The sequence below is a fragment of the Blautia sp. AM47-4 genome (assembly GCF_003479865.1).
Classification (GTDB): Bacteria; Bacillota; Clostridia; order Lachnospirales; family Lachnospiraceae; genus Fusicatenibacter; species Fusicatenibacter saccharivorans.
In genome coordinates, this window is record NZ_QUHY01000002.1 from 35334 (window position 1) to 58877 (window position 23544).

Consider the following 23544-nt stretch of genomic DNA (forward strand, 5'->3'; position numbering starts at 1 on the left):
TCCGCCCCGGTGCGCCAACACCAAGGCGGGGTTGCATCCAGATAATGGACACAGGTACCATCTGTATATTACCATTTTCTGGAACAGGTGTCAAAACGAACATTCGTTTCCCGATGCCTGTTATTTTTGCACCCTTTTTCAGAAAATGGAGGTATAGAACATGGCAAAAGCAAAATATACACGTCAAAAAAACGGATATTTCCAGGCCCGCGTATGGGACGGCACCTATCAGGGGACCCAGAAACACTATATCACGATCCGATCAAAGAAGAGCAGCAAAGATCTGGAAGAAAAGGTTGCTCAGTACAACAACAAAATCAAAAATATGGAGGCAGTCCGCGATAAACACATCCTGTTTCTGGATTACGCTCACAAGTGGCTTACCGTCTATAAGGCCGAAGCGGCCAACAATACAAAACGAATGTATCTCAACATCATTGAGAAACACATGAGCCAGATGGCGGGTGTGCGGCTCTGTGACGTCCTCCCGATCCACTACCAGATGCTCCTCAACGATGCCGCCGGCAAGAAGCGCACTCAGCAGCAGCTGCTCCTCTGCTTTTCGCAAATTATGCGGACCGCAGTGCATGATCGCCTTTACGCCGCGAATCTCTACGAGGATCTGAAGGACATCATGAAACCGGTCGACTACAAGGCGGATGAGAAGCGTCCGCTGACCGAAAACGAGAAGAAAGCAATGAAAGATGCTGAGTTATCCCCATCTGATCGGATTTTTGTGGATATCTTGTATGCCACCGGATTACGTTGTGGAGAAGTTCTTGCTCTCACTCGATTCGATATTGATTTTGTGGAGAAAACAATCAACGTCAATAAATCAATCGAATTTGACGATGCCGGTCATCCGAGTATCAAGTGCCCAAAGTCTCATAACGGATACCGGCAGGTTCCGATCCCTCCGCAGCTCTTCTCTTCTCTTGAGTCCTACGTTCGTTTCTGCATGAGAGGAACCCAGCTCTTTTCCATGCGCGGCGGCAAATTGGTGTCTAAATCCTCTTATCGCCGCAAGTGGGATAGAATTATCAAGGCCATGAATGAAGTCGCAGAACAGCCCATATCCGGGCTCACAGCGCACATTTTCCGGCACAATTACTGTACGGCGATGTGCTACCAGATCCCGCGCGTGTCGATCAAGAATATTGCGGCGCTCCTGGGCGACAGCGAGGCCATGGTGCTGCGCGTGTATAATCACATTATGTTGGAGCGCGAGGACACCGCAGGGGCCGTAGAAGCAGCGCTGTATATGTGACACGGAAGTGACACATTTACTTTGTATTACTTTGTTCTACTTTGTCGTACGACCATTTTTTACAATTTCATTTTTGTAACAGAAAAACGGCTGAAAACCCAGTAAAATCAAGGTTTTCAGCCGTTTCCATTTGATGAAGCATCGGGGATTCGAACCCCGGACAACTTGATTAAAAGTCAAGTGCTCTACCGACTGAGCTAATGCTCCGTATACTTTTGCATCCAACTGGGCTAGCTGGATTCGAACCAGCGAATGCAGCAGTCAAAGTGCTGTGCCTTACCGCTTGGCGATAGCCAATGTTTCGCCTTGCTGGCAGGGTGGATAAAGGGATTCGAACCCTTGGCCTCCAGAGCCACAATCTGGCGCGCTAACCAACTGCGCTATACCCACCATAATTACGACTTACAGTCTTTTTCACTATTTAATTTTAGTGAAGCGTGCTTGGAGGGATTCGAACCCCCGACCCACGGCTTAGAAGGCCGTTGCTCTATCCAACTGAGCTACAAGCACACAGCTTCTACAAAATTGTAGCAGCAAGCGGGTGATGGGAATCGAACCCACGTATCCAGCTTGGAAGGCTGGTGTTCTACCATTGAACTACACCCGCACGACATCGGGGTGACAGGATTCGAACCTGCGACCTCCTGGTCCCAAACCAGCGCTCTAGCCAAGCTGAGCCACACCCCGTAAACAAGGTTTCCCGATTTGCGTTTAACCCTTTCGCGCTCGACGCAAGATTTATTATATTACATTGTTTTCGGTTTGTCAACACTTTTTTTCATTTTTTTCAAAATGTTTTTTGTGTTGTTTTGCTCTCACCGGACAACAAAGAGATCTTATCATATCTTTTCTCATCTGTCAACACCTAAATTGTATTTTTTTGACAAACTTTTTAAGGATTAGTCAGAACCTGCTCCGGTACTACCCTGTTTTCTTTGGAATAGTCATGTTAGTTGCGATAATTCATTCGATTTTGGGCTGTTTTCCGCCCTTTTTCGACCCGTTTTTTAATCCAAATACTTGATTTCCACCGAAAGCTCATGCTCTTCATTGATCGTCAGCATGGCATAGCTTGGTTTTCTTCCCATCTGACGCGGATACGTGAGGCTGCCCGGATTGACAATCCAGAGATTTCCACGCTTTTCTGCGACCGGCCGGTGCGTATGGCCGAACAGTACGATATCCACACCCCTGGAAAGCGCCTCCGCATAGATTCCCTCCAGGCCGAGCGATACGCCGTAGTTATGACCGTGTGTGATAAAGGCACGGTAATCATCAATGTTCACCTGAATCTCCGCCGGGAGGTTTGAAAACCAGTCATTATTTCCCATGACCATATAGCACGGGCCGTTTACCTTGGATTTGATCAGGTCATCCATCCCTTCCACGTCACCGCAGTGGATCATGCCGTCGAACTCCTCACGTTCCATGGCCTCCTCAAGGTTATACATCCGTCCATGGGTATCGCTCACTATCAGAAATTTCATACTCATTCTCTTCCCTCTTCTTATTTCAAATATGATGCAATCTGTTCTTTCATCGCCGCCAGTGCTTTTCCTCTGTGGCTGACTGCGTTTTTCTCTTCCGGAGAAAGTTCTGCGGTCGTGCGGCTCATATCCGGCAGATAGAAAATCGGGTCATAGCCAAAACCGTTCTCCCCGCGTTCCTCGTAACCGATTTTTCCCTCGATCGTTCCTTTGGTGGTACAGACTGTTCCATCCGGGAAGGCGGCTGCAATCACACAGACGAATCGTGCCGTTCTTTTTTCCACCGGCACGCCCTCCAGGCGGTCAACGAGGCTCTGATTTTTGATGCGGTAGGACGTATCCTCTCCCATATATCTTGCCGAATAGACACCAGGCTCGCCGTTTAAGGCATCCACTTCCAGACCGGAGTCATCCGCCAGCACGATCATGTCGCCGTCTGTGCATCCGGCAACGGTCTGTGCTTTGATTTTTGCATTCTCCTCAAAGGTTTTGCCGTTCTCATCGATCTCGACCGAAATGCCGGCTTCTTTCATCGAATAAATTTCCACCGGCAGATCCGCAAGGATTTCACGGATTTCTTTCATTTTGCCGGCGTTTCCTGTTGCAAATACAATTTTTTTCATAACCGTTTTCCTTCTTTCACGCTGAAATAACTTGCGATCATTATACCGTATGTGTGACGCAAACACAAGAACCCTGTCACAAAAAAAGACCCCCGTTTTTATCCGGGAGCCTTTTTTGTAATCACACATTATTTTGCTTTTTTCTGATTTGCCAGAGTCTTGAATCCATCGACAGCCAGGATCAGCGCCAGGATGACAAGCAGGCCTGCCAGCACGATACGTGCTACGCACCAGCCGATGCCAACGCCTGCGCCAAGGCCCTTGAAGTTTGCGAGCAGCGTCTGTACAAGGGATGTGATGGTTACGATCAGCATGAATACCATCGGGAACAGGAACATTTTGTTGTTTTTGCCGACTTTTCCAAGCCAGGTGGCAACAGCAAGAAGTCCGATGGCTGCCAGCAGCTGGTTGGATGCACCGAACAGCGGCCAGATTTTGGAATAACCGGTCAGGCCAAGGCCGATGCCGAGTACTACGGTGATAACGGTTGATACAACCGGATTGGTCAGAACGGCTTTGTAGCCGGTTGCCTCTTTGTAAGTCTGTCCCGGCTCAAGCCAGAACTCCTGGAACATGTATCTTGCCAGACGGGTTGCGGTATCCAGAGAAGTCAGGCAGAATACCGATACAGTCAGAACCAGCAGAGAGTACAGTACATGGGTCGATCCGCCAAGTCCCGGAATGGTTGCTACCATCTCGGAGATACCGGTTGCAAATACAGCGGTCGGAACAACGGTGGTTCCGTCTGCGTATCTGGACCAGATGTAGCCGACTGCACACAGAGATACGATTGCAAGTGCACACTCAATCAGCATACCGCCGTATGCGATCGGGCGGGCATTTTTCTCATTGTCAAGCTGTTTCGATGTAGTTCCTGAACCAACGAGTGAATGGAATCCGGAAATTGCTCCGCAGGCGATGGTTACGAACAGGGCCGGGAACATAAATCCAAGAGAACTTCCGGTCGGAGCCAGCGTATCTTTGAATCCGGTGAATGCCGGGATATCCAGGGATGCATGGCCCATCAGAGCACTTCCGATGACACCGACAGCGGCTACGATCATCATGAAGTACAGAAGGAAGGAGCTTAAGTAGTCACGCGGCTGAAGCAGAATCCAGACCGGTGCAACAGAAGCTACGGTGATATAGATACCAACGATTACCATCCATACTGTCTCGGAGAGATAGATCGGATGGAAGTTTAATCCAACAACAACGCAGACAACAATGGCTGCAACGCCTGCGATGGTGGAAACGCCAAGAGATACATTTCTTCTGTATACCATGAAACCGAACACAACGGCGAGTACGATGAACAGAATGGAAATCATAGCGGTTGTTGCATTTGCAGAACTTGCTGCCACATCGACAGCGCCGCTCTCGGTATAGGCTGCCTTGAAGGTATTGGCAACGATGGAACCGAAGGCTGCAACAACAAGAATCAGGGTCAGGTAAGCGAAGACGATAAAGAGTTTTTTCGCTTTACTTCCCATGGTGTCTGCGATAACCTCGCCGATGGACTGTCCTTTGTGGCGCAGGGATGCAAACAGTGCGCCGTAATCATGAACGCCTCCAAAGAAGATACCGCCGATGAGTACCCATAAAAGAACCGGAACCCATCCAAAGACAGCGGCCTGAATCGGTCCGTTGATCGGGCCTGCGCCTGCGATGGATGAGAAGTGATGTCCCATTAAGACAGGAGCTTTGGCAGGAACGTAGTCCACACCGTCCTCCTCGGTGAATGCAGGGGTTTTCCGTTTCGGATCAACGCCCCACTGCTCGGCAAGCCATTTTCCGTAGAATACGTATCCGGCGATCAGAATGCCGATTCCGACAACCAGTACAAGAATACTATTCATTTGTTTTTTCCTCCCTCTTTTTGATAGAATAAATTTATAGATAACTAAGACCGGAACATCTTAGCATATCCCTTTACCAATTCCCAAGCCGCCCGGTTTCCAAACACTTTCTGTTCTGCCGTATCAAAGACGAGCAGCCGCACCTGACAGTAGCCTCTCAAAGAAAACCGGTAATTTTTATAATACTTATATTTTCGGATTTTCTTCTTTACGCTGTCCGCAACCGGTTTGTCCGCAAAAAAATACCGGTGACCAGCGTGTACATGTGGTCGGTATCCGGTACTTCCTTCCCCTCGCGAACCACCTTTGGCTCTATCCATTCTGTCAGGTCCGTCAGAAATGTTTCGACGTCCTGGTCGTTCAGTTCTTCCACCGCTTTAAAATACGCATGCTCATGACAGCTGATCCTCCACAGCTCTGCTTTCTTTGAGAGCACGTATTTTGCGCCGCTCTCGTGGTAGCTTGCACAGGCATCGTATGTATGGCCGTTTACTTCGGACGGCTTTACGATATCGTAGCTCCTCTCGTAGGAATGCAGCAGCCTGTCTCTGATCTCCTGTCCGTTCATGGTTTCCTCCGCTTGATGAAAAAATTTCGCATAAGGACAGTTTAGCACAGTAGTGCAGTGATTTCAAGGAAATATTAAACCTTTCTAAAATTTTTCTTTTAATTTTTGTTATCAAAAAGGAGCAACGCCAAAAATCATTCGGCATTGCTCCTCCATTTGTATTATTTCTGTTCTTTTTCCCGGCGCGGCGGCTTCGGTCCCGCGTACTGGTAAAAGTAGGTTTTCAGCATTCCATTGTAAATTTTACGGTTTTTATCCGCCTTTTTGCCGAGATACCGCTCGGCATCCTCGTAGCTCGTGATCAGATACATCGACCAGGAATCGAGAGCGCGGTACCGCTCTCCTAATGTCTGATACAGGGCCGGAAGATCTTTTTTGTCCTCCAGGCGCTCACCGTACGGCGGGTTGGTAATCAGAAAACCGTATTTTTTCGGGTGCGACAGCTCGGCAACCGGACGCTGCTGGAAATGGATCAGGTGATCCACACCGGCCAGCTTTGCGTTCTCTCTGGCACTCTTGATGACATCTCCGTCGATATCAAAGCCCTGAATATCTGTCTCAATATCGTTCCGGATCCGGTAGCGTGCATCCTCCGCCGCATCCATCCAGCATTTTTTCGGCACGAGGTGCGTCCACTGCTCCGCAAGGAAAGAACGGTTGAGACCCGGTGCAATATCGGCCGCCATCATGGCCGCCTCGATCGGGAACGTACCGCTTCCGCAGAACGGATCGACAAGAATCCGGTCACCCTTCCACGGAGTCAGCATGATAAGTGCTGCGGCAAGGGTCTCGGTGATCGGCGCTTTCGCGGTCAGCTTGCGGTAGCCTCTCTTATGAAGGGAAACGCCGGAGGTATCGAGTCCGATCGTAACCTCGTCTTTTAAAATCGAAACACGGATCGGGTACTGTGCACCGTCCTCCGGGAACCACTCCATGTGGTAGACCTGTTTCAATCGCTCGACAATCGCTTTTTTCATAATCGACTGGATATCGGACGGGCTGAAGAGCTTACTCTTGATGGAGTTTGCCTTCGTTACCCAGAACTTTCCGTTTTTCGGGATAAATTTCTCCCACGGGAGCGCTTTTGTCGCTTCAAAGAGTTCATCGTACGTTTCGGCGTGGACCTGTCCTACTTTGAGCAGGATACGCTCGGTCGTGCGAAGGAACAGGTTGGCGTAGGCGATTCCCTCTGCATCTGCAAGAAACGTTACTTTTCCATCCTCCACGCGCTCGATTTCGTAGCCGAGGTCGAGGATTTCACGTTTCATCACCGCCTCCAGGCCGAAGTGGCACGGGGCGATCAGTTCATATAATTCCATACTCTCCCGTCCCCTCTTATAATGTGAGCTGTTTTACGACGGTGCCGTCAAAGCCTTTGATCGTAAATACGCCGTCCTCGAGGATTGCATAGGTCGGGATATTGCCCTCTTTCGGCAGAGATACAGAACCCGGGTTCAGGAAGGTGTGTGCGCCTTTTTTCTCGGCACGCAGGACGTGGGTATGGCCGTACAGGAAGATATCTCCATCCATCAGCGGCGGCAGATTCTGCTCATTGTAGATGTGGCCATGGCTCATATAGAAGGTATGGCCTCCCTCGATCAGGATGCCGTAATCTGCCAGCACCGGGAACTCCAGTACCATCTGATCTACTTCTGCGTCGCAGTTTCCGCGCACGTTGGTGAGGTACTGTTTTTTCTCATTCAGCATGGCGATGACCTGTTTCGGTGCGTATTCTTTTGGAAGATCGTTTCTCGGGCCGTGATAGAGAAGGTCGCCTAACAGAAACAGGCGGCTTGCGCCCTCTGCCTCGAAGGCTTCCAGCATTTTTCTGCAGTAATAGGCAGAACCGTGAATATCAGATGCAAACATGTATTTCATATCGTGATCTCTCTTTCGTTTTGTGGTTTGGTTTTGTATTGTTTTCTGTTTCATCTTACCGTATCTTTTCCCGCTTGACAAGAAGAAATGTTGGATTGCCGCCCCATTACAGCTCTTCTCCCGCCACCAGATATCGTCCGCGGTATGCATGCATTCCGCCGATGACCGTTTTGACCTCGTATCCGTTCTCCGCCAGCCGCTTTCCCTCCGCCATGCTCGCGGCACCCCGCTCACAGCAGATCACAAGAATTTTGTCCCGCGGCAGACAGACCCGTTCGAGCAGATGGTCATAGGGAAGATTCACCGCTCCTTTCACATGCCCTTTTTCGTATTCCCGCCGGCTCCGCACATCGATGATCATCGCCCACGGTTTTCCCACGTACCAGTCCAGCTGGTCTGCCGCCAGCAGTGTCATGCCTGCCATATCCTGGTCCCCCTCTCCGGATCTGACTTTCTCTCCTGTTTTATATGTATGCAGAAACCGGCGGCAGAGTCCGTATGGGACCCTCCGCCGGCTTTTTCTGCCGGAATCCCAAGGTTTACTTAGTATTTTTCATACTCATCCTTCTCGTCCTGCTCCCGGTTCTGCTGACCGTAGGATGACATCTCACGGTCTTTCACATGATTGCAGTCTCTGCTGTTCTTCTGGTTTTTGCTGTATTCGCTTTTCTCGTATCCGTTTTTGCTGTACTCGTTTTTGCTGTATTCATTTTTGCTGTTTCTGGTCATAATCTTGTTTCCTCCTGAATGTTTTTTTGTCCTGCGACATCCTTTAGTATCGCTTTTTCCGCGCAGATTATGCATCCAGAACCCTGTTTTTCCACGGTATCTGTTCCAAAGTGGGGAATGCAAGCCCAAAAATACAGTGTTTTTCCTGCTTTCGGACCACTGCTTTCCAAATTGTGGTAATTTTTTCCAACTTTTGAATTTCGATGTTGCTTTTTCCCGTTATCTGTATTATAATCAATTTTGTAAAAGAATTTACCCTTCATAAATTTTTTTACAATTAATAACCCCTTATTAATTATTTATACTCCCCTTGAAAGACCGGTAGCTCCCCTGCCGGTCTTTCTTTTTGCAATTATTCAGAGCCATGCAAAATTTCAAGAAGAACTGTGAGTCATGCTCGCATGAACGAACAGTTCTTCTTGAAATTTTATATGGCGAGAAGCCACATCGAGATGCAGCGCAGCGGAATCGAGATGTGGCTCTGAATAATTGCAAAAGGAAAGTCTGCATCAGCAGACTTTCCTCCTTTTTCCCGTTCTGTATATATGATTAGAATTCTACTTTTTCACCTTTTGCCGCTTTTGCTACGGTTCCTGCGAGGACGATCAACGCCATGAGGTTTGGAATTACCATCAGGCCGTTAAAGAGGTCTGACAGGTTCCATACGAGATCTACTTTCAGCAGAGAGCCGAGGAAAACGAACACAACGACGATCAGCGAGAACGGAACGACTGCTTTCTTTCCGAACAGATACTGTACGTTCTGTCTTGCGAAGAAGTACCATCCGACGATGGTCGAGAATGCAAAGAACAGAAGACAGATCGCTACGAACGCCGGTCCGAAGCCTTTGAGGCCGGTTCGGAATGCCGCCTGTGCGACCGGGGTTCCTACAACACCGGTACTCATCATCTCTTCCAGAACGCCGGAAGAAAGAATAACGAGAGCGGTCATGGTCAGGACAACGAAGGTATCAATAAAGACACCGATCATCGCTACTTCACCCTGATCCTCCGGGTTCTCGACATCGGCAATCGCATGGGCATGCGGGGTGGAACCCATACCGGCTTCATTAGAGAAGAGGCCTCGGGCAACACCGTAACGCATGGCTTTCCGCACGGTAATACCGGCTGCTGCACCAAATACGGCGTCCGGACGGAATGCACAGATAAAGATCGAAGCAATCGCTGACGGCACATGCTGGATGTTGATCAGAATAACAACAAGGGCTCCGACGAGATACAGTGCTGCCATCACCGGAACAACTTTTTCGGTGAAGGATGCGATACGGGAGATACCTCCGATGAAAATGAATGCGGCGAGAACGGCTACAATCACACCCATCACCCATTTCGGTACGGAAAATGCGGTGTAGAACGCATCACTGATGGAGTTCGACTGTACCATATTTCCCATAAAGCCAAGCGCCAGAATAACGGCTACGGCAAAGAAGCCTGCCAGTGCTTTTCCAAACGTTCCCTTGAATGCGTGGGTAATGTAGTAAACCGGTCCTCCGATGATTTCTCCGCTCTCATCGCGGCGTTTGGAGATCTGCGCGAGATACGCCTCGCCGTAGATCGTTGCCATGCCGAAGAACGCAGCAAGCCACATCCAGAAGATGGCTCCCGGGCCGCCGGATACGAGTGCGGTCGCACATCCTGCGATGTTTCCGGTTCCGACCTGTGCGGCGATCGCTGTTGCAAGCGCCTGGAAGGAAGTCATGCCGTCTTTTCCGGCCTTCTTACCCTTTAACGAGAAACCGCCGAAGACGCGGTTCCACGCGGTCTTAAACTTTCTTACCTGTACAAAGCGGGTCCGAACAGAGAAATAAACTCCCGTACCTACCAGCAGAAACAGCAGTACGCTGTTCCAGAGCACATCACTGATCTGCGCAATTGCCTGATTCAATGCATCCATTTTCTTTTCTCCCTTTCCATTCGACGTATGGTCTGAACGATGTGGATCACACATCCGCACCGTTTTGAGAAAAAAAATACCATCTCCTGCGGAATTTTTCCTGCAGAACATGGCTCTGATTGAAAAATACAGCAAAAAACCACGCTTCCGGAATTTTTTCGTTTCTGCGCACCGCTTTTTTGTTCCGCGGCTGTTTTTCTTCTGTATCTTTTTTGACTCTGTCCTTTTGCCTGAGAGATTCTGCATCGCTGCATTGCACCTTCGGCACTCTTTTCAAGAGCTTCTCCAGAGACCACTCCGTTTTTAGTCCTCGCCGTCTCCCGTCCGTTCTTGTTTTAAGAAGAGAACCAGCACCTGAAAGTTTTACTTCTTCGGTCGTGCACCTTTCGAAAATTAAATTTCCAAAAGCTCTCCGCACATTTTCTAAAAACTTCTACGTCTTTTTTTATTTTTGTAAAACTATAGCACCTGTGATAGGATTCGTCAATACCCCATGCCGTATTTTTTTCAGAATATTGCAAAAACATATAAAAAATCAGCAGATCTGAGCGCGCACGCCTCAAAATCGCATGCGCGGCACAGATCTGCTGTTCTCTTTTCCAAATATCTTTTATGACGCCTGGAACTGGCTGTTGTACAGATTGTAGTAGAAGCCTTTCTTCTCAAGAAGCTCCTCATGGCGTCCCTGCTCGATAATCTTTCCGTCTTTCATGACGAGGATCAGCGAAGCATTGCGGATCGTGGACAGACGGTGGGCAACGACGAAACTCGTTCTGCCCTGCATCAGCTTGTCAAACGCCTCCTGAACCTGCAGTTCGGTACGGGTATCGATGCTGGAGGTCGCCTCGTCGAGGATCAGCATCGGCGGCAGGCAGAGCATGACACGGGTGATACAGAGAAGCTGTTTCTGCCCCTGGCTGATGCTGTCTTCGCTGAGAACCGTGTCAAGTCCCTTCGGCAGACGCTTGATAAACTCCCAGCTGTGTGCCTCTTTGGCCGCATTGATGATCTCCTCTTCCGTCGCATCCGGCTTTCCGAAGCTGATGTTGTCGCGCACGGTTCCCTGTTTGATCCAGGTATCCTGCAGCACCATACCAAAGCAGCTGCGGAGCGCATGGCGGGACAGTTCGTCGATCGGCTTTCCGTCGATGCAGACCTTTCCGGCATCGACATCATAGAAGCGCATCAGCAGGTTGATAAACGTCGTCTTTCCGCATCCGGTCGGGCCGACAATGGCAACACGCATGCCCGGCTGTACGTCAAGATTAAAGTTCTCGATCAGTTTTTTCTCTTTGTCATAACTAAATGCTACATCATCGATCGTCACATTTCCCGTCACGGTATCGATCGTTCCGGCCGGGTCTGCACTCTCCTCTTTCTCTTCCAGAAGAGCAAAGATACGGCCTGCGCAGGCAAGCGCGTTCTGCATCTCAGTGATAACGGAACTGATATCATTGAACGGTTTCATATACTGGTTTGCGTACGACAGCAGAACGGAAAGTCCGCCGACGGTCAGCGCGCCGCCCGGGATCATGAAAGCTCCCACAAGGGCAACACCGGCATAGATCACGTTGTTGACAAAACGGGTGGACGGGTTCGTTAAGGAACTGTAGAACACGGCCTGCTGGCTGTATTTCTGCAGATCTTTGTTGATCTCTGCAAAACGCTCGGAAGCTTTTTCCTCATAGCCGAACGCTTTGACTACTTTCTGGTTTCCGATCATCTCATCGATGAGTGCGGTCTGTTTTCCTCTCGTCTCACTCTGTTTCTGGAACATTTTGAACGAGCGGCCGGAAATAAATTTTGCCACGAAGAAGCTGAGAGGTGTCAGGCAGATCACAAGAAGGGTGATCCATACGTTCTTCGAGAACATGAAAAACAGTGTCACAATAATGGTTACGATGCCGGAGAACAGCTGTGTAAAGCCAAGCAGAAGACCGTCCGATAAGATATCGGTATCTGCGATAACACGGCTTACGATGTCTCCGGAGCTGTGCTGATCCAGATAGGACAGCGGCAGCACCTGGATATGACGGATCGCCTGGGAACGAAGGTCGCGCACGATGCGGTACGTCATACGGTTGTTGATCAGGTTCATGATCCATGCGGAAAGTGCGGAAACGAGGGTAAAGAATACGATTCGTTTCAGATAGAACCACATCTCCGGGAAATTGACCTGGTGGGCTGCAACGACCTCATCGATCGCATCGCCGAACAGGATCGGAATATAAAGCTGTAAAATAACGGTAACCGCAGCCAGGACAATACTAAGGCCTAAGAAAATTTTATAATTTCCGATAAACGCCATCAGCTTTTTCATGACCTGCATGCCGCTTTTTCCGGACTTGTTTTCTGTCTTTTTCATGCGATCACCCCGCTTTCGTTGTTATAAGCTGCACGCTCTTCCGGGAACTGGGAGAAGTAAATCTCGCGGTAAACCTCGCAGGTTTCATCAGCTCGTCGTGTGTGCCGTTTCCTTCGAGCGTACCATTTCCAAGAACGAGGATCTGGTCTGCCTGACGGATGCCGGCGATTCGCTGGGATACGAGGAAGGTTGTCGTGTTTCCTTCGAGATTGTGGACGGCTTTGCGGAGTTTTGCATCCGTTGCAAAGTCAAGCGCACTCGAGCTGTCGTCCAGAATCAGGATTTCCGGTTTTTTTACCAGCGCACGCGCAATAGAAAGACGCTGTTTCTGTCCGCCGGAGAGGTTCTTTCCGTTCTGCTCCAGCATAAAATCGAGCTGATCCTGTTTGCCTTCTACGACTTCTTTCGCCTGGGCTGTGGTGAGCGCCTCCCAGATTTCTGCATCGGTGGCGTCCTCTTTGCCCCACTTCATATTGTCGCGGATGCTGCCTTTAAAGAGCACTGCTCTCTGCTGAACAACACCGACTTTATTGCAGAGCTCTTCTTTCGTGTAATTCTTTACATTCTCGCCGTCTACCATGACGTCACCGCTGGTCGCATCGTAGAAACGGGAAATCAGGCTGACCAGCGTCGATTTTCCGCTTCCGGTACCGCCGATGATTCCGATGGTCTGTCCGCGTTTTGCGGTAAAGCTGATATCCGATAAGCTCTCTGCGCCGGCTCCTGCATAGGTGAAGCTGACATTTTTAAATGTAACAGCTGCATCGCCAGTTACTTTCTTTGCAGCGCCGCCTTTTGCCGGGTAGTTCATGGTTGTCGGAACCGCCAGTACGCCGGAGACACGCTCTGCACAGGCAACGGATTTGTTTAAGGTGATGATGAGCGATGCCAGTTTGATCAGCTCCACGATGATCTGCAGCATGTAGTTGTAAAGTGCGACAACCTGTCCCTGCTGCATACTGCCGATGTTAACCTGAAGCCTGCCTGCCAGATCAGGACAACGGCTGCGATGTTGATGAGGACATAGGTCAGCGGATTTAACAGTGCGGAAATTTTTCCGACAAACTCGTTCAGACAAGTCAGCTCATCGTTGCTCTTTTCGAAATCGGCAACAGACTGCTCCTCACGGCAGAACGCACGGATGACACGGACACCGTTCAGATTTTCTCTTGTCATTCCGGTGACGCGGTCGAGTGCCGCCTGTACCTTTTTGAACAGCGGGATGCTGACCAGCATAATGCCGAATACGGCAACGAATAGGATCGGAATAGTAACCAGGAATACGATGGCACATTTTACGTTGACGGTAAATGCCATCACAACGGAACCGAATACGATAAACGGACTCCGCAGCAGCAGACGCAGACCCATGTTGATTCCGTTCTGCACCTGATTGATATCGTTGATCAGACGGGTGATCAGCGTATCGGTTCCAATGGTATCCAGCTCCGTAAAGGACAGAGCCTGAATGTGGTCAAAGACCGCCTGGCGAAGCTCGGTTGCACAGCCGACGCTCGCTTTTGCCGCGAAATACTGCGCGGTGAAGCTGCAGCAAAGTCCGACTGCCGCCATCAGAACGAGGATTCCAAAACGGCTGACGATGTACGGACGGTTATTGCCTGCGATACCCACATCGATGATCTGGCAACAACCATCGGCACAAGAAGGTCGAATACGACTTCCAGAAGCTTGAACAAAGGAGCGATGATGCTCTCTTTTTTGTAGTGCTTCAAGTAGACTCCAAGACTTTTCATCTTCTTTTTCACTCTCCATTTCTTTGTTTCTTGACATTGACAGTATAATCTCATATGATTAATACGAATAGTATTGTTTTTATGGCTTAGTGATACAATTTTAATATCATAGATAATTTCACGAAAGGAAGTCTCTTATGGAACTGCGCCAGCTTGAATATTTCCGCGTCATCGCCGAAACCGAAAGCATTCACGAGGCCGCCCGCCGCCTCAATATGTCCCAGCCGCCGCTCAGTTATCAGTTAAAGCAGCTGGAAGCCGAACTGAATGTCACTTTATTTGAACGCACCCGCCAAGCGTCCGCCTGACCGAAGCCGGAAAACTGCTGTACGACCGCTCCGCCAACCTGCTCGAGTACGTGAAATCGACGGAGCTTGAGGTCGCAAAGGTCGGCAAAAAGCGGGTTCTGCGCCTCGGCATCACACCGACCACCGTTGCGACGATCATGCCGTGCGTCTCGCTTTTTTCCCGCCGCAATCCCGATGTCAACTTCGAGGTGCACGACGGCATCACCTACACGCTGTACCGCTATCTGATGGACGGCATCATCGACATTTCCATCGCCCGCACGCCGCTGCGGCTCGACGATGTCGACTATAAAATTTTAAGCTCTGAACCTATGATTGCCGTTTCTTCAAAAGATATGCTTCCCGAGAAGAACGGATCGCTAAAGCTCTCGGATCTTTTGAATATTCCGCTCATCATCTACCGCCGGTATGAGGCGCTCATCATGGATGCGTTCCACTCGCGCGGCATGGAGCCCGATCTTTTCTGCGTCTGCGACGATCCCCGCGGCGCGATGCTCTGGGCAAAGGAAGGCCTTGCCACTGCCATTTTCCCGCAGTCCATGAGCTCTCTCTGCCAGGGACTCCGCATCCAGCCGCTCGCAGAAAGCGACCTGGAAACGCAGATCGCCGTGATCTGGAAAAAGGGGCGGAAACTCTCTCCGCTTCTGCAGGACTTTGTCGATGCCTGCATGGAGAGCATATTATAATAGAAGAAGTCCGCTGCGCCAGTCTCTTTTTCAGGGATCAGCGCAGCGGACTTCCTTTTTTTATTTCTCATTCTTTTTACTGCACAAACAGCAGCGCGATATTCAGCAGTGTCACAATCACCGCAATCGCAAACAGGGCAATTTTCAGCCGCAGACTGTTCGCGTATTTTCCCATGACTTTTTTCGAGGACGTCAGATAAATCTGCGTAAATACCGTAATCGGGAGCTGCATTCCAAGAAACATCTGTGAATAGAGAAGGCCCTGGAACGGGGAATCAATCAGAAGAATGACCGCTGCGGCCGGGATCATGGTAAGAAGGATTCCCCAGCGTGTCTCCTTACTCTTGATCTCATACGGCTTGTTAAAAATCCCCGAAAAAATCGTTCCGCCCGCCATTCCCGCGGTGATGCTCGATGAAATTCCGGCGAGCAGAAGCGCTGCTGCAAAAATCACCGATGCGGCATTTCCAAGGAGCGGTGTCAGCATCTTTCCCGCCGTTGCGAGATCATCCACCTGCTTTGCATTCTGTGGCTGGAAAAACGTTGCGGCCGCCATCAGGATCATTGCACTGTTGATGGCCCATCCGATGATCATGGAAAACAGGGTGTCTTTGAACTCATACTTTAACTGGCGCACAATCACCTCATCATCCTCAAGATTCCACTGGCGGCTCTGAATAATTTCCGAGTGGAGAAACAGGTTGTGCGGCATGACGACCGCACCGAGGACGCTTAAGATGACCGGCATTGAGTGCTCTGGAAACGACGGTTTTACCCAGCCGACAGCCGCCTGCGCCCAGTCGATATCGGCGATCCAGACTTCAAAGAGGAACGAAAAGCCGATCAGCGAGACAAACACAATGATCAGTTTTTCAATCCGTTTGTAAGCACTTGTAAACTCACAGATCAGAACCAGCACGAGAATCATCATGCTGCCGAGCTTAATCGGAATGCCGAACAGCATCTGGAGCGCAATCGCACCGCCGAGGATCTCCGCCATTGCGGTCGCCACCGCTGCCATCATCGCCGTCGCAAGAATCGTGTTTTTCAGCCACGCAGGCAGATAGAGGCTCGCCGCCTCCGAGAGGCACTTTCCCGTGGCAATGCCGAGATGCGCCGCATTGTGCTGCAGAAAAATCAGCATGATCGTGGACAGGGTAACCATCCACAGAAGCTCGTAGCCGTAACCCGATCCGGCGGCAATGTTGGATGCCCAGTTTCCCGGGTCGATAAAACCGACCGTGACAAAAAGTCCCGGACCGAGATAGCGGAGAAAATTCATGCCCGCCGTCTCTTTTCGTTTTCGATTTTGTTTCATATTCTTTCCTTTCTGACAATTTGATACGGAACCGGCCCATCCAGGATCGGCAGAAATCATTTTGTTGTGGTTTTGGTTGCTTTAGTTAGTTGTAACTAACTGCATTGTACATGGGATTTTTCAAAAAGTCAAATCCTGTTTTCTCTTTCTTGTGCTTCATCGTCCGCTGTGCTACAATAAAACTGCTTATTTTGAACTAAAAGGAGAATTTTTATCATGATACGACTTGCCGTCCCGGAGGATTTTACTTCGCTCATGTCAATCTATGCGTACGCCCGCTCTTTTATGCAGGAAACCGGAAATCCGAATCAGTGGGGAAACCATTTTCCGCCGGAGGAGCTGATTCACAACAGAATCCGTGACAAACAGCTTTTTGTCCTGGAAGAAAACGGCACGCTGCACGGCGCGTTTGCCTTCATCATCGGTGAGGATCCGACGTATCTGCAGATCGACGACGGCTCCTGGCTCTCCGATGCGCCGTATGGCACGATCCACCAGGTTGCCTCAGACGGAACAATCCACGGATTTTTCTCCCAGATCGTCGATTACTGCTGGACACAGATCCCGCACCTGCGCGTCGATACGCATACGGACAATCAAATCATGCAGCATCTGATCCAGAAAAACGGATTTGAACGGCGCGGCATCATCTACGTACTGAACCACTCTCCGCGGATTGCATTTGAGCGCGTAAAATAAAACACCAAACGAAAACACCGGATCGTCACCGCTTCGCAGACTTTTCAGCCGCGGAATCACCGTTGGATCCAGGTAATATAAGGATCCGACGACCTGTCCCATCATCCCCTTTTTCGATCTTTCGTGTGTCATTTTTTTACCAACCTTATATCTTCTTACCATCCAATATACACTTGCCCGTACCGAAATGCAAAGAAAATCCGCTTTTTCCCCTCTGTTTCTGCACATTCCTTTGTGCAGAATACAGATGCAGAAAAAACGGATTTTCTTTTGCATTTTTCTTTATGCGTGGATTCCTCTGTTCTCGTCTCCGGTCTCGTTTACGCCGAATTCGTAATCGTTGCCCGGCAGAATCATGTTCAGCAGGATTCCTGCGATGGCTGCAATGGCAAGTGCAGTCAGGGTGACGGTCGTTCCGCCGATCGTAAAGGAGAGACCGTTGCTGAAGCCCAGTCCACAGACAAAGATGACGCCCGCAATAATCAGGTTTCTTGATTTCGTCAGGTCTACCTTGTTCTCAACCACGTTGCGCACACCGATGGCAGAAATCATACCGTACAGCATGAAGCTGACGCCTCCGATGATGGAGGACGGCATGGTGCTGATGAGTGCCGATACCTTCGGAATGAAGCTGACGATAATCGCAAAGACTGCGGCAATACGGATGACTCTCGGGTCATGTACGCGGCTCAATTCCAGAACGCCGGTGTTCTCGCCGTACGTCGTGTTGGCCGGTCCGCCGATGAAACCTGCCATTGCGGTTGCAAGACCATCACCGAGCAGGGTTCTATGCAGGCCCGGATCAGAAAGGAAGTTCTCTCCTACGGTTGCAGAGATCGCCGACATATCGCCGACATGCTCCATCATAGTCGCGATCGCGATCGGTGCCATAATCATAATGCTGGTCAGATCGAATTTGCAGAGCTGCAGCGGCGGAAGTCCGACGATGCCTGCCTGTGCAACCGGCGCAAAGTTGATGATCACGGATCCGTCCGGATTTTTGATGCCGAGTGCATTCAGGACAACTGCCACAGCGTAGGCAATCACAACGCCCATCAGAATCGGAATGATTTTGAGCATTCCTTTTCCCCAGATGTTGAAAATGATGATGACTGCCAGCGCAACCAGTGCCAGGAACCAGTTCGTCGAAGCATTATTAATGGCGGAACCAGCAAGGCTGAGGCCAATGCAGATGATAACCGGACCTGTGACAACCGGCGGCAGGTAGCGCATCACGCGTTTGACGCCGACCATGCGGATGATCAAGGCAAAAATCAGGTACAGAAGACCTGCTACCACAATACCTCCGCAGGCATAGGCTGCCTTGTCGTTGACACTCATGCTGGCATATTTTCCGGTATTCAGGTTTGCAACAGCGGCGAAACCGCTTAAGAATGCAAACGAAGAACCAAGAAATGCCGGTACTTTAAATTTCGCGCACAGATGAAACAGCAGGGTTCCAAAGCCGGCGCAGAACAGTGTGACGGATACGGTAAGACCGCGGGACGGCCCCTCGCCGCATGCGTCTACAAAGTAGCTGTTTACCAGAATCGGCACCAGAATGGTTGCACCGAACATGGCAAACATGTGCTGCAATCCGAGAATCAGCATTTTAGGAATACCGAGCTTTCTCGCATCGCGGATGACTCCATTAGACTCGTTCATACGTCTCTCCCTCTCTTTTGTTTTTCCTTCCCATTATAGGCGTTATATTCTGGAAACACAAGCGAAAGATTCCGTTCCGCACACTTTAATTTTCAAACGGGCGGACACGAAGGGTAACACCTAATTCATCGCAGATTTCCCGGCATTTCTGAATCTTTTCTTCCGGCATAACTTTCTCGACAACGGTCATCACAACATTCGGCACATACTGTTTTGCAAGTACTGCAAACTCCTTGATCGCCTCGTACGACTGGATGCCGAATTTCGACCGCGTGAGCTCCAGAAATTCCTTTTCATCCGGCGCGTTTAAGGAAATCGAGACGGTATCGAATCTTCCCTTTAATTCCGGGGTGACATCTCTTCCATAGATCAGGTTGGCAAGACCGATCGTATTCAGACGCACTTTCAGGTTCGGATACGTTTCTTTTAAGGAATCGATCACCCGACAGACATCCTCAAGCCGCTCAAGCGGTTCTCCGAAGCCGCAGAAGACCAGTTCATTGATCACGTTCAGATCGTACTGTGCGAACAGCTCCAGCATCGTCTCAACGGATGGCTCGCCCTCTTTTAACCACAGTGTATTTCCCTCCTGCTGCTGTTTCGTCTGGCGCAGACAGAACACACAGCTGCACGGGCATTTATTTGTCATGTTGACATAGACATTTTTTCCGGTAAGATCGCCGCTCTTTGCAAGGTCGAGATACCCTTCCTCGCCGACGGCTCCGGTTACAGTATATAAATACATTACGCTTCCTCCGTTAAGTCCTTCATAAACATTTCAAAGCAGAGTCCCCAGTAGCTTGGCACTTCGTTTTCTTCGCAGTAGCGGATGCATTTCGATACGTAATCCGCCGCCTTTTTCACCGACTCGTACAGGCTGTGGCCGTTCAGATACATGCCTGCGATAATTGCCGCAATGACATCTCCCGTACCGCTCCGGTCGCCGCCGATGCGGTCTACCATGACAATCTGGAAGTCTTCGCCTTTGTTATAGATAAAGTTGGCAATCTGCGTCTGGTTAAAGTGGATGCCCGTCACAACAATATGTTTCGGTCCCCGCTCCGCCAGTTTTCCGCACATCTCTTTCAGCTCCTCAATCGAAGCCCCGTTCTTCGGATACGGCGCATCGAGCAGTGTACAGAGTTCTGTCAGGTTCGGCGTGATGATATCCGCGTAGTGAACCAGTTCTTTCATCTTTTCGCACATCTCTTTCGTGTACGTCCGATACAGCTTCCCATAGTCTCCCATGACCGGATCGACGATGACAAAGTTGCGGTCCGTCTTAAATGGCGGATAAAATCAAGCACGATATCCACCTGCTGTTCCGATCCTAAGAAGCCGGTCGAGATCGCATCGAAATCGAGCTTCAGCTCCTTATAGGTCTGAATGTAATCCTTCATCCGGTCAGTATAATCATCAAAGTAATACGTCGGAAACTGCGTGTGTGCTGAGAGAATTGCGGTCGGAACTGCCACCGCCTGAATCTTCATCGCCGACACGATTGGCGCCATCACAGCCGTCGAGCACCGGCCAAAGCCTGTCAGATCGTTAATCAGTGCTATCTTTTTCTGTTTTTCCATGTTGTTCTCCTCTTTTTTTCAGGATGCCTCCGCATCTGTTTTATGTCTATTTTTGCACACTCGCGTCTTATTTACAAGTTTTTTCCAGACAAAAAGAAAAGGGACTGTCGGGAAATAGACCGCCCCGTATGTAAAATGATCGGATAACTGAATTTTGTCTTTTTTCTGATTCATTTCTGCTCTCTCTTTAAAGTTTTTCCGTCTCCTCGCGCAGCGCTGCCGTCAGCTTTCTTGTCATCTCAAGATAGCTGTTCAGCTCTTCTGCCGAGAGTTTTCCATATGCACGGATCTCCGCCCCACGCAGCCGGTCCGTCGTATTTTTCTCCAGTTCCCGTCCGGCATCCGTCAGCAGAATCCTCTTTTTGTTCCGCGTTCCCGGGATGAGCTCGAGCTCCACAAGGCCTATATCACAGAAAATTCCGCCTGTGCCTTCCACGCCCTCGAACACGCCGCTTCCCACAACCGGGAATGCATCATAGTCCTGCAGTCTCTCCGTCTCTTCTACGGTCAGCCCCGCAAGCGCATTGTAGTGCACCGGCAGTGTCTCGCCGAACGGAACGTTGTTGTCCGCATCTTTCACGGCGTGGCGGTACGTCACGATTACGGTTCCGCCGGATCGAGCAGAATGCTCTGGCGCTGGATACGGAACGATGCCAGGGAATCGTAATCGTACACGATCGCCACCTCGTTCTTCACCGGAGCCTCCATCGCCTCTTCGTATTTTTTCATATCACGGAAGAAACTCTGTATGTCTTACCAGTCCCTGATCGTCAATGCCGAACGCATAGCTGTTGGATCTGGTCTGCAGCAGGAAAATATTTTCGGAATGATTGATCACAATACCCATTTTCGCTTTCCCCATTTCTCTATCTTGTATCTTTCCTTTTTTCAACAGTACAAATTTATCATATGTTAAAAGTCAAAATATTTTACTTTTTATTTTAGTAAAATTTACTACCTGTTTTTGTGAAAAATGCACAAAAAGAGGAATCTCCATCTATGCAGACTGGAAATGCCTCTTTTTTGTTCTCTTGTTTCCTTTTTTTCTTCAGCTCAGGAAGTTTTCAATAATGACGTTTTCCGCCTCCGCTTCCGTCATGCCGAGCGTTCTGAGTTTCAATAGCTGCTCATCATTGATCCGTCCGATCGCCGCCTCGTGGATGATTGCCGCATCCACATGCTTTGCCTGGATCTCCGGAATAGATCCGACCTGGGCGTGATCCATGATGATAGAATCGCACTGGATATGGCGTGGCATTTGTTTTTGCCGACTGCCTTCGGATGGAAGACCTGTGAGGAATTGCCCTTTCCGACAGAACGTGAAATAATCTGTGCGGAAGAACCGCTTCCGTTCATACATACTTCAATATCCGACTCTGCCTTCTGGTCACCGTCTGTCATCAGACGTTCGAGCACGAACAGTTTGGAGTTTGCATCCATCACAACATTCGTCGTACGAATTGTTGAGTCAACGCCCTTAATCTGTACGGTATCCAGCGTAAAAACGGAATTTTCTCCGATTTCAATATTTGTCACCGGGTTCAGAATCCGCTGTCCCGTTCCATTTCCCTCGCCATAATGCTTTTCCTCGTAGCGCACGTTGGCATTTTTTCCTACATGGAACGTATGGATACCGTCGTGCCGGCTGTCGTTGCAGCCGCCGTTGTGAATACCGCAGCCCGCTACAATCGTAACATCGGCGCCGTCCGCAACGTAGAAATCATTGTAAACAAGATCCGTCATACCGGAAACGCTGACGACAACCGGGATAAATACTTTTTCGCCCTTCGTCTCGCCGTCGATCAAAATATCAATGCCCGGCTTATCCTCTTTTTTGCGGATTTTGATATGTTCACTGTCACCGTGGCAGAGCGGAATGCCGTTCTGACGGAGATTATACGCCCCTTTCTGCGCAAATCCTTCGCTGATCTGATTTAATACGCCCTGGGTTGTCTCATCTACCTGTACCATCAGCATGTGCCTCCTTCCTGACCGCACATCCGGCCTGTTTTCTGCTGGAACAGAGTCGGCAGTACATCTTCTTTTGTACCGTATTCTTTCACCTGTCCGTCCTCGATCACCATGATCTTGTCTGCCATCTGGATAATGCGTTCCTGATGGGAAATGAGGATCAGACATTCTTTCTTCTCTTTGTGGATTTCTTCAAACCGTTTGATCAGCATGGAAAAGCTCCACAGGTCAATGCCAGCCTCCGGCTCATCGAAAATGCTGACCTTATGCGGTTTTGCAAGAACCGTTGCGATCTCCAGACGCTTCATCTCTCCTCCCGAGAGCGTACCGTCCATCTGGCGGTTCAGGTAATCTGCAGAGCAGAGTCCGACGGCGGAGAGGAGTTTACAGCTCTCGGCTTCCGTCAGTTCTTTTCCGGCTGCCAGCGACAGCATTTTTTTCACCGTCATTCCTTTAAAACGCGGCGGCTGCTGGAATGCATAGCCGATGCCGGCGTTTGCACGGTGGTCAATATCATAACCGGTAATATTTTCCTCATCCAGGAAGATTTCTCCGCCATTGGCGTCCTCAATTCCTGCAAGCACTTTGGCCAGCGTTGATTTTCCGCCACCGTTCGGTCCGGTAATCACCAGCATTTCCCCGTCCTTTACCTCAAAACTGATGTGGTTGACGAGGCAGCGTTTTCTTCCCTCTTCGTTTACTTCAAAGGTAAGATTGTCTACTTTCAGCATATTTGCACCTCTTTTGTTTTCACTCTTTGCAGGGATAATCCCCCTTTCAAAAACTCTACTCCTTCTCCTAAAATCTGTCAATTATTTGTTGTGGTTTTGAGAGACTCTTTTGTTTTATGCAGTGATTTTTCCCGTAACATTT

General features: G+C 49.7%; 24 protein-coding genes, 6 tRNA genes, 2 pseudogenes and 1 riboswitch. Of the genes and pseudogenes, 4 read left to right on the forward strand and 28 right to left on the reverse strand.

Annotation, left to right across the window (positions count from 1 at the left end):
- Positions 1–160: 160 nt before the first annotated feature.
- Positions 161–1267, forward strand: coding sequence for a tyrosine-type recombinase/integrase (locus DW965_RS01530; RefSeq protein ID WP_119197954.1), 1107 nt, complete (start codon positions 161–163; stop codon positions 1265–1267).
- Positions 1268–1401: 134 nt separating this feature from the next.
- On the opposite strand, the gene DW965_RS01535 is transcribed toward DW965_RS01530, so the two are convergent.
- The 18 genes and pseudogenes from DW965_RS01535 to DW965_RS21920 all read right to left on the reverse strand — a co-directional run bounded on the left by DW965_RS01535 (position 1402) and on the right by DW965_RS21920 (position 14444).
- Positions 1402–1474: transfer RNA gene (locus DW965_RS01535), tRNA-Lys, on the reverse strand.
- Positions 1475–1492: 18 nt separating this feature from the next.
- Positions 1493–1564: transfer RNA gene (locus DW965_RS01540), tRNA-Gln, on the reverse strand.
- A 19-nt stretch (positions 1565–1583) separates the two neighbouring features.
- A tRNA-His gene (locus DW965_RS01545) sits at positions 1584–1657 on the reverse strand.
- 46 nt (positions 1658–1703) lie between these two features.
- Positions 1704–1777: transfer RNA gene (locus tag DW965_RS01550), tRNA-Arg, on the reverse strand.
- A gap of 26 nt (positions 1778–1803) precedes the next feature.
- Positions 1804–1874 (reverse strand) — tRNA-Gly (locus DW965_RS01555).
- Between the two features lie 6 nt (positions 1875–1880).
- Positions 1881–1954 (reverse strand) — tRNA-Pro (locus DW965_RS01560).
- Between the two features lie 320 nt (positions 1955–2274).
- Positions 2275–2760 carry a metallophosphoesterase family protein gene (locus DW965_RS01565; RefSeq protein ID WP_022462627.1) on the reverse strand — a complete coding sequence of 162 codons (486 nt, stop codon included), beginning with the start codon at positions 2758–2760 and terminating at the stop codon, positions 2275–2277.
- A gap of 14 nt (positions 2761–2774) precedes the next feature.
- A complete protein-coding gene (locus DW965_RS01570; RefSeq protein WP_117760504.1) occupies positions 2775–3377 on the reverse strand; it encodes an XTP/dITP diphosphatase in 603 nt (200 codons plus the stop codon).
- A gap of 128 nt (positions 3378–3505) precedes the next feature.
- Positions 3506–5236: a carbon starvation CstA family protein gene (locus tag DW965_RS01575; RefSeq protein WP_117760505.1), complete on the reverse strand. Its 1731-nt coding sequence runs from the start codon at positions 5234–5236 to the stop codon at positions 3506–3508.
- Positions 5237–5444: 208 nt separating this feature from the next.
- Positions 5445–5804, reverse strand: coding sequence for a hypothetical protein (locus DW965_RS01580; protein ID WP_119188565.1), 360 nt, complete (start codon positions 5802–5804; stop codon positions 5445–5447).
- A 161-nt stretch (positions 5805–5965) separates the two neighbouring features.
- The gene (locus DW965_RS01585; RefSeq protein WP_022462631.1) at positions 5966–7123 is read right to left on the reverse strand and encodes a THUMP domain-containing class I SAM-dependent RNA methyltransferase; all 1158 of its coding nucleotides are present in this window, start codon (positions 7121–7123) and stop codon (positions 5966–5968) included.
- 16 nt (positions 7124–7139) lie between these two features.
- A complete protein-coding gene (gene yfcE, locus DW965_RS01590; protein ID WP_022462632.1) occupies positions 7140–7682 on the reverse strand; it encodes a phosphodiesterase in 543 nt (180 codons plus the stop codon).
- A gap of 106 nt (positions 7683–7788) precedes the next feature.
- Positions 7789–8106, reverse strand: coding sequence for a rhodanese-like domain-containing protein (locus DW965_RS01595; protein ID WP_243001874.1), 318 nt, complete (start codon positions 8104–8106; stop codon positions 7789–7791).
- A 119-nt stretch (positions 8107–8225) separates the two neighbouring features.
- The gene (locus tag DW965_RS01600) at positions 8226–8411 is read right to left on the reverse strand and encodes a hypothetical protein (protein WP_022462634.1); all 186 of its coding nucleotides are present in this window, start codon (positions 8409–8411) and stop codon (positions 8226–8228) included.
- Entirely contained in the window at positions 8408–8674 is a 267-nt protein-coding gene (locus DW965_RS01605; RefSeq protein WP_055227029.1) for a hypothetical protein, read from the reverse strand. The genes DW965_RS01600 and DW965_RS01605 overlap by 4 nt, the downstream gene beginning before the upstream one ends.
- Before the next feature lie 286 nt (positions 8675–8960).
- Positions 8961–10325 (reverse strand): alanine/glycine:cation symporter family protein, encoded by a 1365-nt coding sequence (locus DW965_RS01610; RefSeq protein WP_117760598.1) that lies wholly within the window; start codon positions 10323–10325, stop codon positions 8961–8963.
- Between the two features lie 208 nt (positions 10326–10533).
- Positions 10534–10624, reverse strand: a riboswitch (glycine riboswitch).
- 311 nt (positions 10625–10935) lie between these two features.
- The gene (locus tag DW965_RS01615; RefSeq protein ID WP_117760599.1) at positions 10936–12645 is read right to left on the reverse strand and encodes an ABC transporter ATP-binding protein; all 1710 of its coding nucleotides are present in this window, start codon (positions 12643–12645) and stop codon (positions 10936–10938) included.
- Positions 12646–12686: 41 nt separating this feature from the next.
- A pseudogene (locus DW965_RS21920) lies at positions 12687–14444 on the reverse strand (ABC transporter ATP-binding protein).
- 137 nt (positions 14445–14581) lie between these two features.
- Between DW965_RS21920 and DW965_RS19500 the strand changes: the two are divergent.
- Both DW965_RS19500 and DW965_RS01625 read left to right on the forward strand, forming a co-directional pair.
- Positions 14582–14752 carry a helix-turn-helix domain-containing protein gene (locus DW965_RS19500; protein WP_242998360.1) on the forward strand — a complete coding sequence of 57 codons (171 nt, stop codon included), beginning with the start codon at positions 14582–14584 and terminating at the stop codon, positions 14750–14752.
- A 50-nt stretch (positions 14753–14802) separates the two neighbouring features.
- Positions 14803–15438: a LysR family transcriptional regulator substrate-binding protein gene (locus tag DW965_RS01625; protein WP_243036242.1), complete on the forward strand. Its 636-nt coding sequence runs from the start codon at positions 14803–14805 to the stop codon at positions 15436–15438.
- 76 nt (positions 15439–15514) lie between these two features.
- Here DW965_RS01625 and DW965_RS01630 read toward each other — a convergent pair whose 3' ends face one another.
- Positions 15515–16756: an Nramp family divalent metal transporter gene (locus tag DW965_RS01630; RefSeq protein WP_117760506.1), complete on the reverse strand. Its 1242-nt coding sequence runs from the start codon at positions 16754–16756 to the stop codon at positions 15515–15517.
- A 216-nt stretch (positions 16757–16972) separates the two neighbouring features.
- Here DW965_RS01630 and DW965_RS01635 point away from each other — a divergent pair, with 216 nt between their 5' ends.
- Entirely contained in the window at positions 16973–17455 is a 483-nt protein-coding gene (locus DW965_RS01635) for a hypothetical protein (protein WP_022462640.1), read from the forward strand.
- Positions 17456–17737: 282 nt separating this feature from the next.
- Here DW965_RS01635 and DW965_RS01640 read toward each other — a convergent pair whose 3' ends face one another.
- The 9 genes and pseudogenes from DW965_RS01640 to DW965_RS01665 form a co-directional block, all read right to left on the reverse strand.
- Positions 17738–19120 carry a uracil-xanthine permease family protein gene (locus DW965_RS01640; RefSeq protein ID WP_117804221.1) on the reverse strand — a complete coding sequence of 461 codons (1383 nt, stop codon included), beginning with the start codon at positions 19118–19120 and terminating at the stop codon, positions 17738–17740.
- Between the two features lie 85 nt (positions 19121–19205).
- A complete protein-coding gene (locus tag DW965_RS01645) occupies positions 19206–19865 on the reverse strand; it encodes a TatD family nuclease-associated radical SAM protein (protein WP_117760508.1) in 660 nt (219 codons plus the stop codon).
- Positions 19865–20368, reverse strand: a complete 504-nt coding sequence (locus DW965_RS20595; RefSeq protein WP_330420793.1) for a PfkB family carbohydrate kinase — start codon at positions 20366–20368, stop codon at positions 19865–19867. The genes DW965_RS01645 and DW965_RS20595 overlap by 1 nt, the downstream gene beginning before the upstream one ends.
- Positions 20311–20700 carry a hypothetical protein gene (locus DW965_RS20600; RefSeq protein WP_330420794.1) on the reverse strand — a complete coding sequence of 130 codons (390 nt, stop codon included), beginning with the start codon at positions 20698–20700 and terminating at the stop codon, positions 20311–20313. Before DW965_RS20600 ends, DW965_RS20595 begins: the two co-directional genes overlap by 58 nt.
- Before the next feature lie 187 nt (positions 20701–20887).
- Positions 20888–21298: a hypothetical protein gene (locus DW965_RS01655; RefSeq protein ID WP_117760510.1), complete on the reverse strand. Its 411-nt coding sequence runs from the start codon at positions 21296–21298 to the stop codon at positions 20888–20890.
- Positions 21299–21300: 2 nt separating this feature from the next.
- Positions 21301–21429 carry a hypothetical protein gene (locus DW965_RS20330; protein ID WP_256372840.1) on the reverse strand — a complete coding sequence of 43 codons (129 nt, stop codon included), beginning with the start codon at positions 21427–21429 and terminating at the stop codon, positions 21301–21303.
- Between the two features lies 1 nt (position 21430).
- On the reverse strand, positions 21431–21562 hold the full coding sequence (locus DW965_RS20335) for a hypothetical protein (RefSeq protein ID WP_256372640.1): 132 nt from the start codon (positions 21560–21562) through the stop codon (positions 21431–21433).
- Positions 21563–21748: 186 nt separating this feature from the next.
- Positions 21749–22671: pseudogene (locus tag DW965_RS01660) on the reverse strand (SufB/SufD family protein).
- The gene (locus DW965_RS01665) at positions 22671–23402 is read right to left on the reverse strand and encodes an ABC transporter ATP-binding protein (RefSeq protein ID WP_055227049.1); all 732 of its coding nucleotides are present in this window, start codon (positions 23400–23402) and stop codon (positions 22671–22673) included. Before DW965_RS01665 ends, DW965_RS01660 begins: the two are co-directional and overlap by 1 nt.
- Positions 23403–23544: the final 142 nt, after the last annotated feature.

Coding starts and splice junctions, on each gene's coding strand:
- DW965_RS01530 (WP_119197954.1), top strand. CDS start 161: ATGGCAAAAGCAAAATATACACGTCAAAAAAACGGATATTTCCAGGCC.
- DW965_RS01565 (WP_022462627.1), bottom strand. CDS start 2,760: ATGAGTATGAAATTTCTGATAGTGAGCGATACCCATGGACGGATGTAT.
- DW965_RS01570 (WP_117760504.1), bottom strand. CDS start 3,377: ATGAAAAAAATTGTATTTGCAACAGGAAACGCCGGCAAAATGAAAGAA.
- DW965_RS01575 (WP_117760505.1), bottom strand. CDS start 5,236: ATGAATAGTATTCTTGTACTGGTTGTCGGAATCGGCATTCTGATCGCC.
- DW965_RS01580 (WP_119188565.1), bottom strand. CDS start 5,804: ATGAACGGACAGGAGATCAGAGACAGGCTGCTGCATTCCTACGAGAGG.
- DW965_RS01585 (WP_022462631.1), bottom strand. CDS start 7,123: ATGGAATTATATGAACTGATCGCCCCGTGCCACTTCGGCCTGGAGGCG.
- yfcE (WP_022462632.1), bottom strand. CDS start 7,682: ATGAAATACATGTTTGCATCTGATATTCACGGTTCTGCCTATTACTGC.
- DW965_RS01595 (WP_243001874.1), bottom strand. CDS start 8,106: ATGGCAGGCATGACACTGCTGGCGGCAGACCAGCTGGACTGGTACGTG.
- DW965_RS01600 (WP_022462634.1), bottom strand. CDS start 8,411: ATGACCAGAAACAGCAAAAATGAATACAGCAAAAACGAGTACAGCAAA.
- DW965_RS01605 (WP_055227029.1), bottom strand. CDS start 8,674: ATGAAGGGTAAATTCTTTTACAAAATTGATTATAATACAGATAACGGG.
- DW965_RS01610 (WP_117760598.1), bottom strand. CDS start 10,325: ATGGATGCATTGAATCAGGCAATTGCGCAGATCAGTGATGTGCTCTGG.
- DW965_RS01615 (WP_117760599.1), bottom strand. CDS start 12,645: ATGAAAAAGCTGATGGCGTTTATCGGAAATTATAAAATTTTCTTAGGC.
- DW965_RS19500 (WP_242998360.1), top strand. CDS start 14,582: ATGGAACTGCGCCAGCTTGAATATTTCCGCGTCATCGCCGAAACCGAA.
- DW965_RS01630 (WP_117760506.1), bottom strand. CDS start 16,756: ATGAAACAAAATCGAAAACGAAAAGAGACGGCGGGCATGAATTTTCTC.
- DW965_RS01635 (WP_022462640.1), top strand. CDS start 16,973: ATGATACGACTTGCCGTCCCGGAGGATTTTACTTCGCTCATGTCAATC.
- DW965_RS01640 (WP_117804221.1), bottom strand. CDS start 19,120: ATGAACGAGTCTAATGGAGTCATCCGCGATGCGAGAAAGCTCGGTATT.
- DW965_RS01645 (WP_117760508.1), bottom strand. CDS start 19,865: ATGTATTTATATACTGTAACCGGAGCCGTCGGCGAGGAAGGGTATCTC.
- DW965_RS20595 (WP_330420793.1), bottom strand. CDS start 20,368: ATGGGAGACTATGGGAAGCTGTATCGGACGTACACGAAAGAGATGTGC.
- DW965_RS20600 (WP_330420794.1), bottom strand. CDS start 20,700: ATGGAAAAACAGAAAAAGATAGCACTGATTAACGATCTGACAGGCTTT.
- DW965_RS20330 (WP_256372840.1), bottom strand. CDS start 21,429: ATGAAAAAATACGAAGAGGCGATGGAGGCTCCGGTGAAGAACGAGGTG.
- DW965_RS20335 (WP_256372640.1), bottom strand. CDS start 21,562: ATGGGGAAAGCGAAAATGGGTATTGTGATCAATCATTCCGAAAATATT.
- DW965_RS01665 (WP_055227049.1), bottom strand. CDS start 23,402: ATGCTGAAAGTAGACAATCTTACCTTTGAAGTAAACGAAGAGGGAAGA.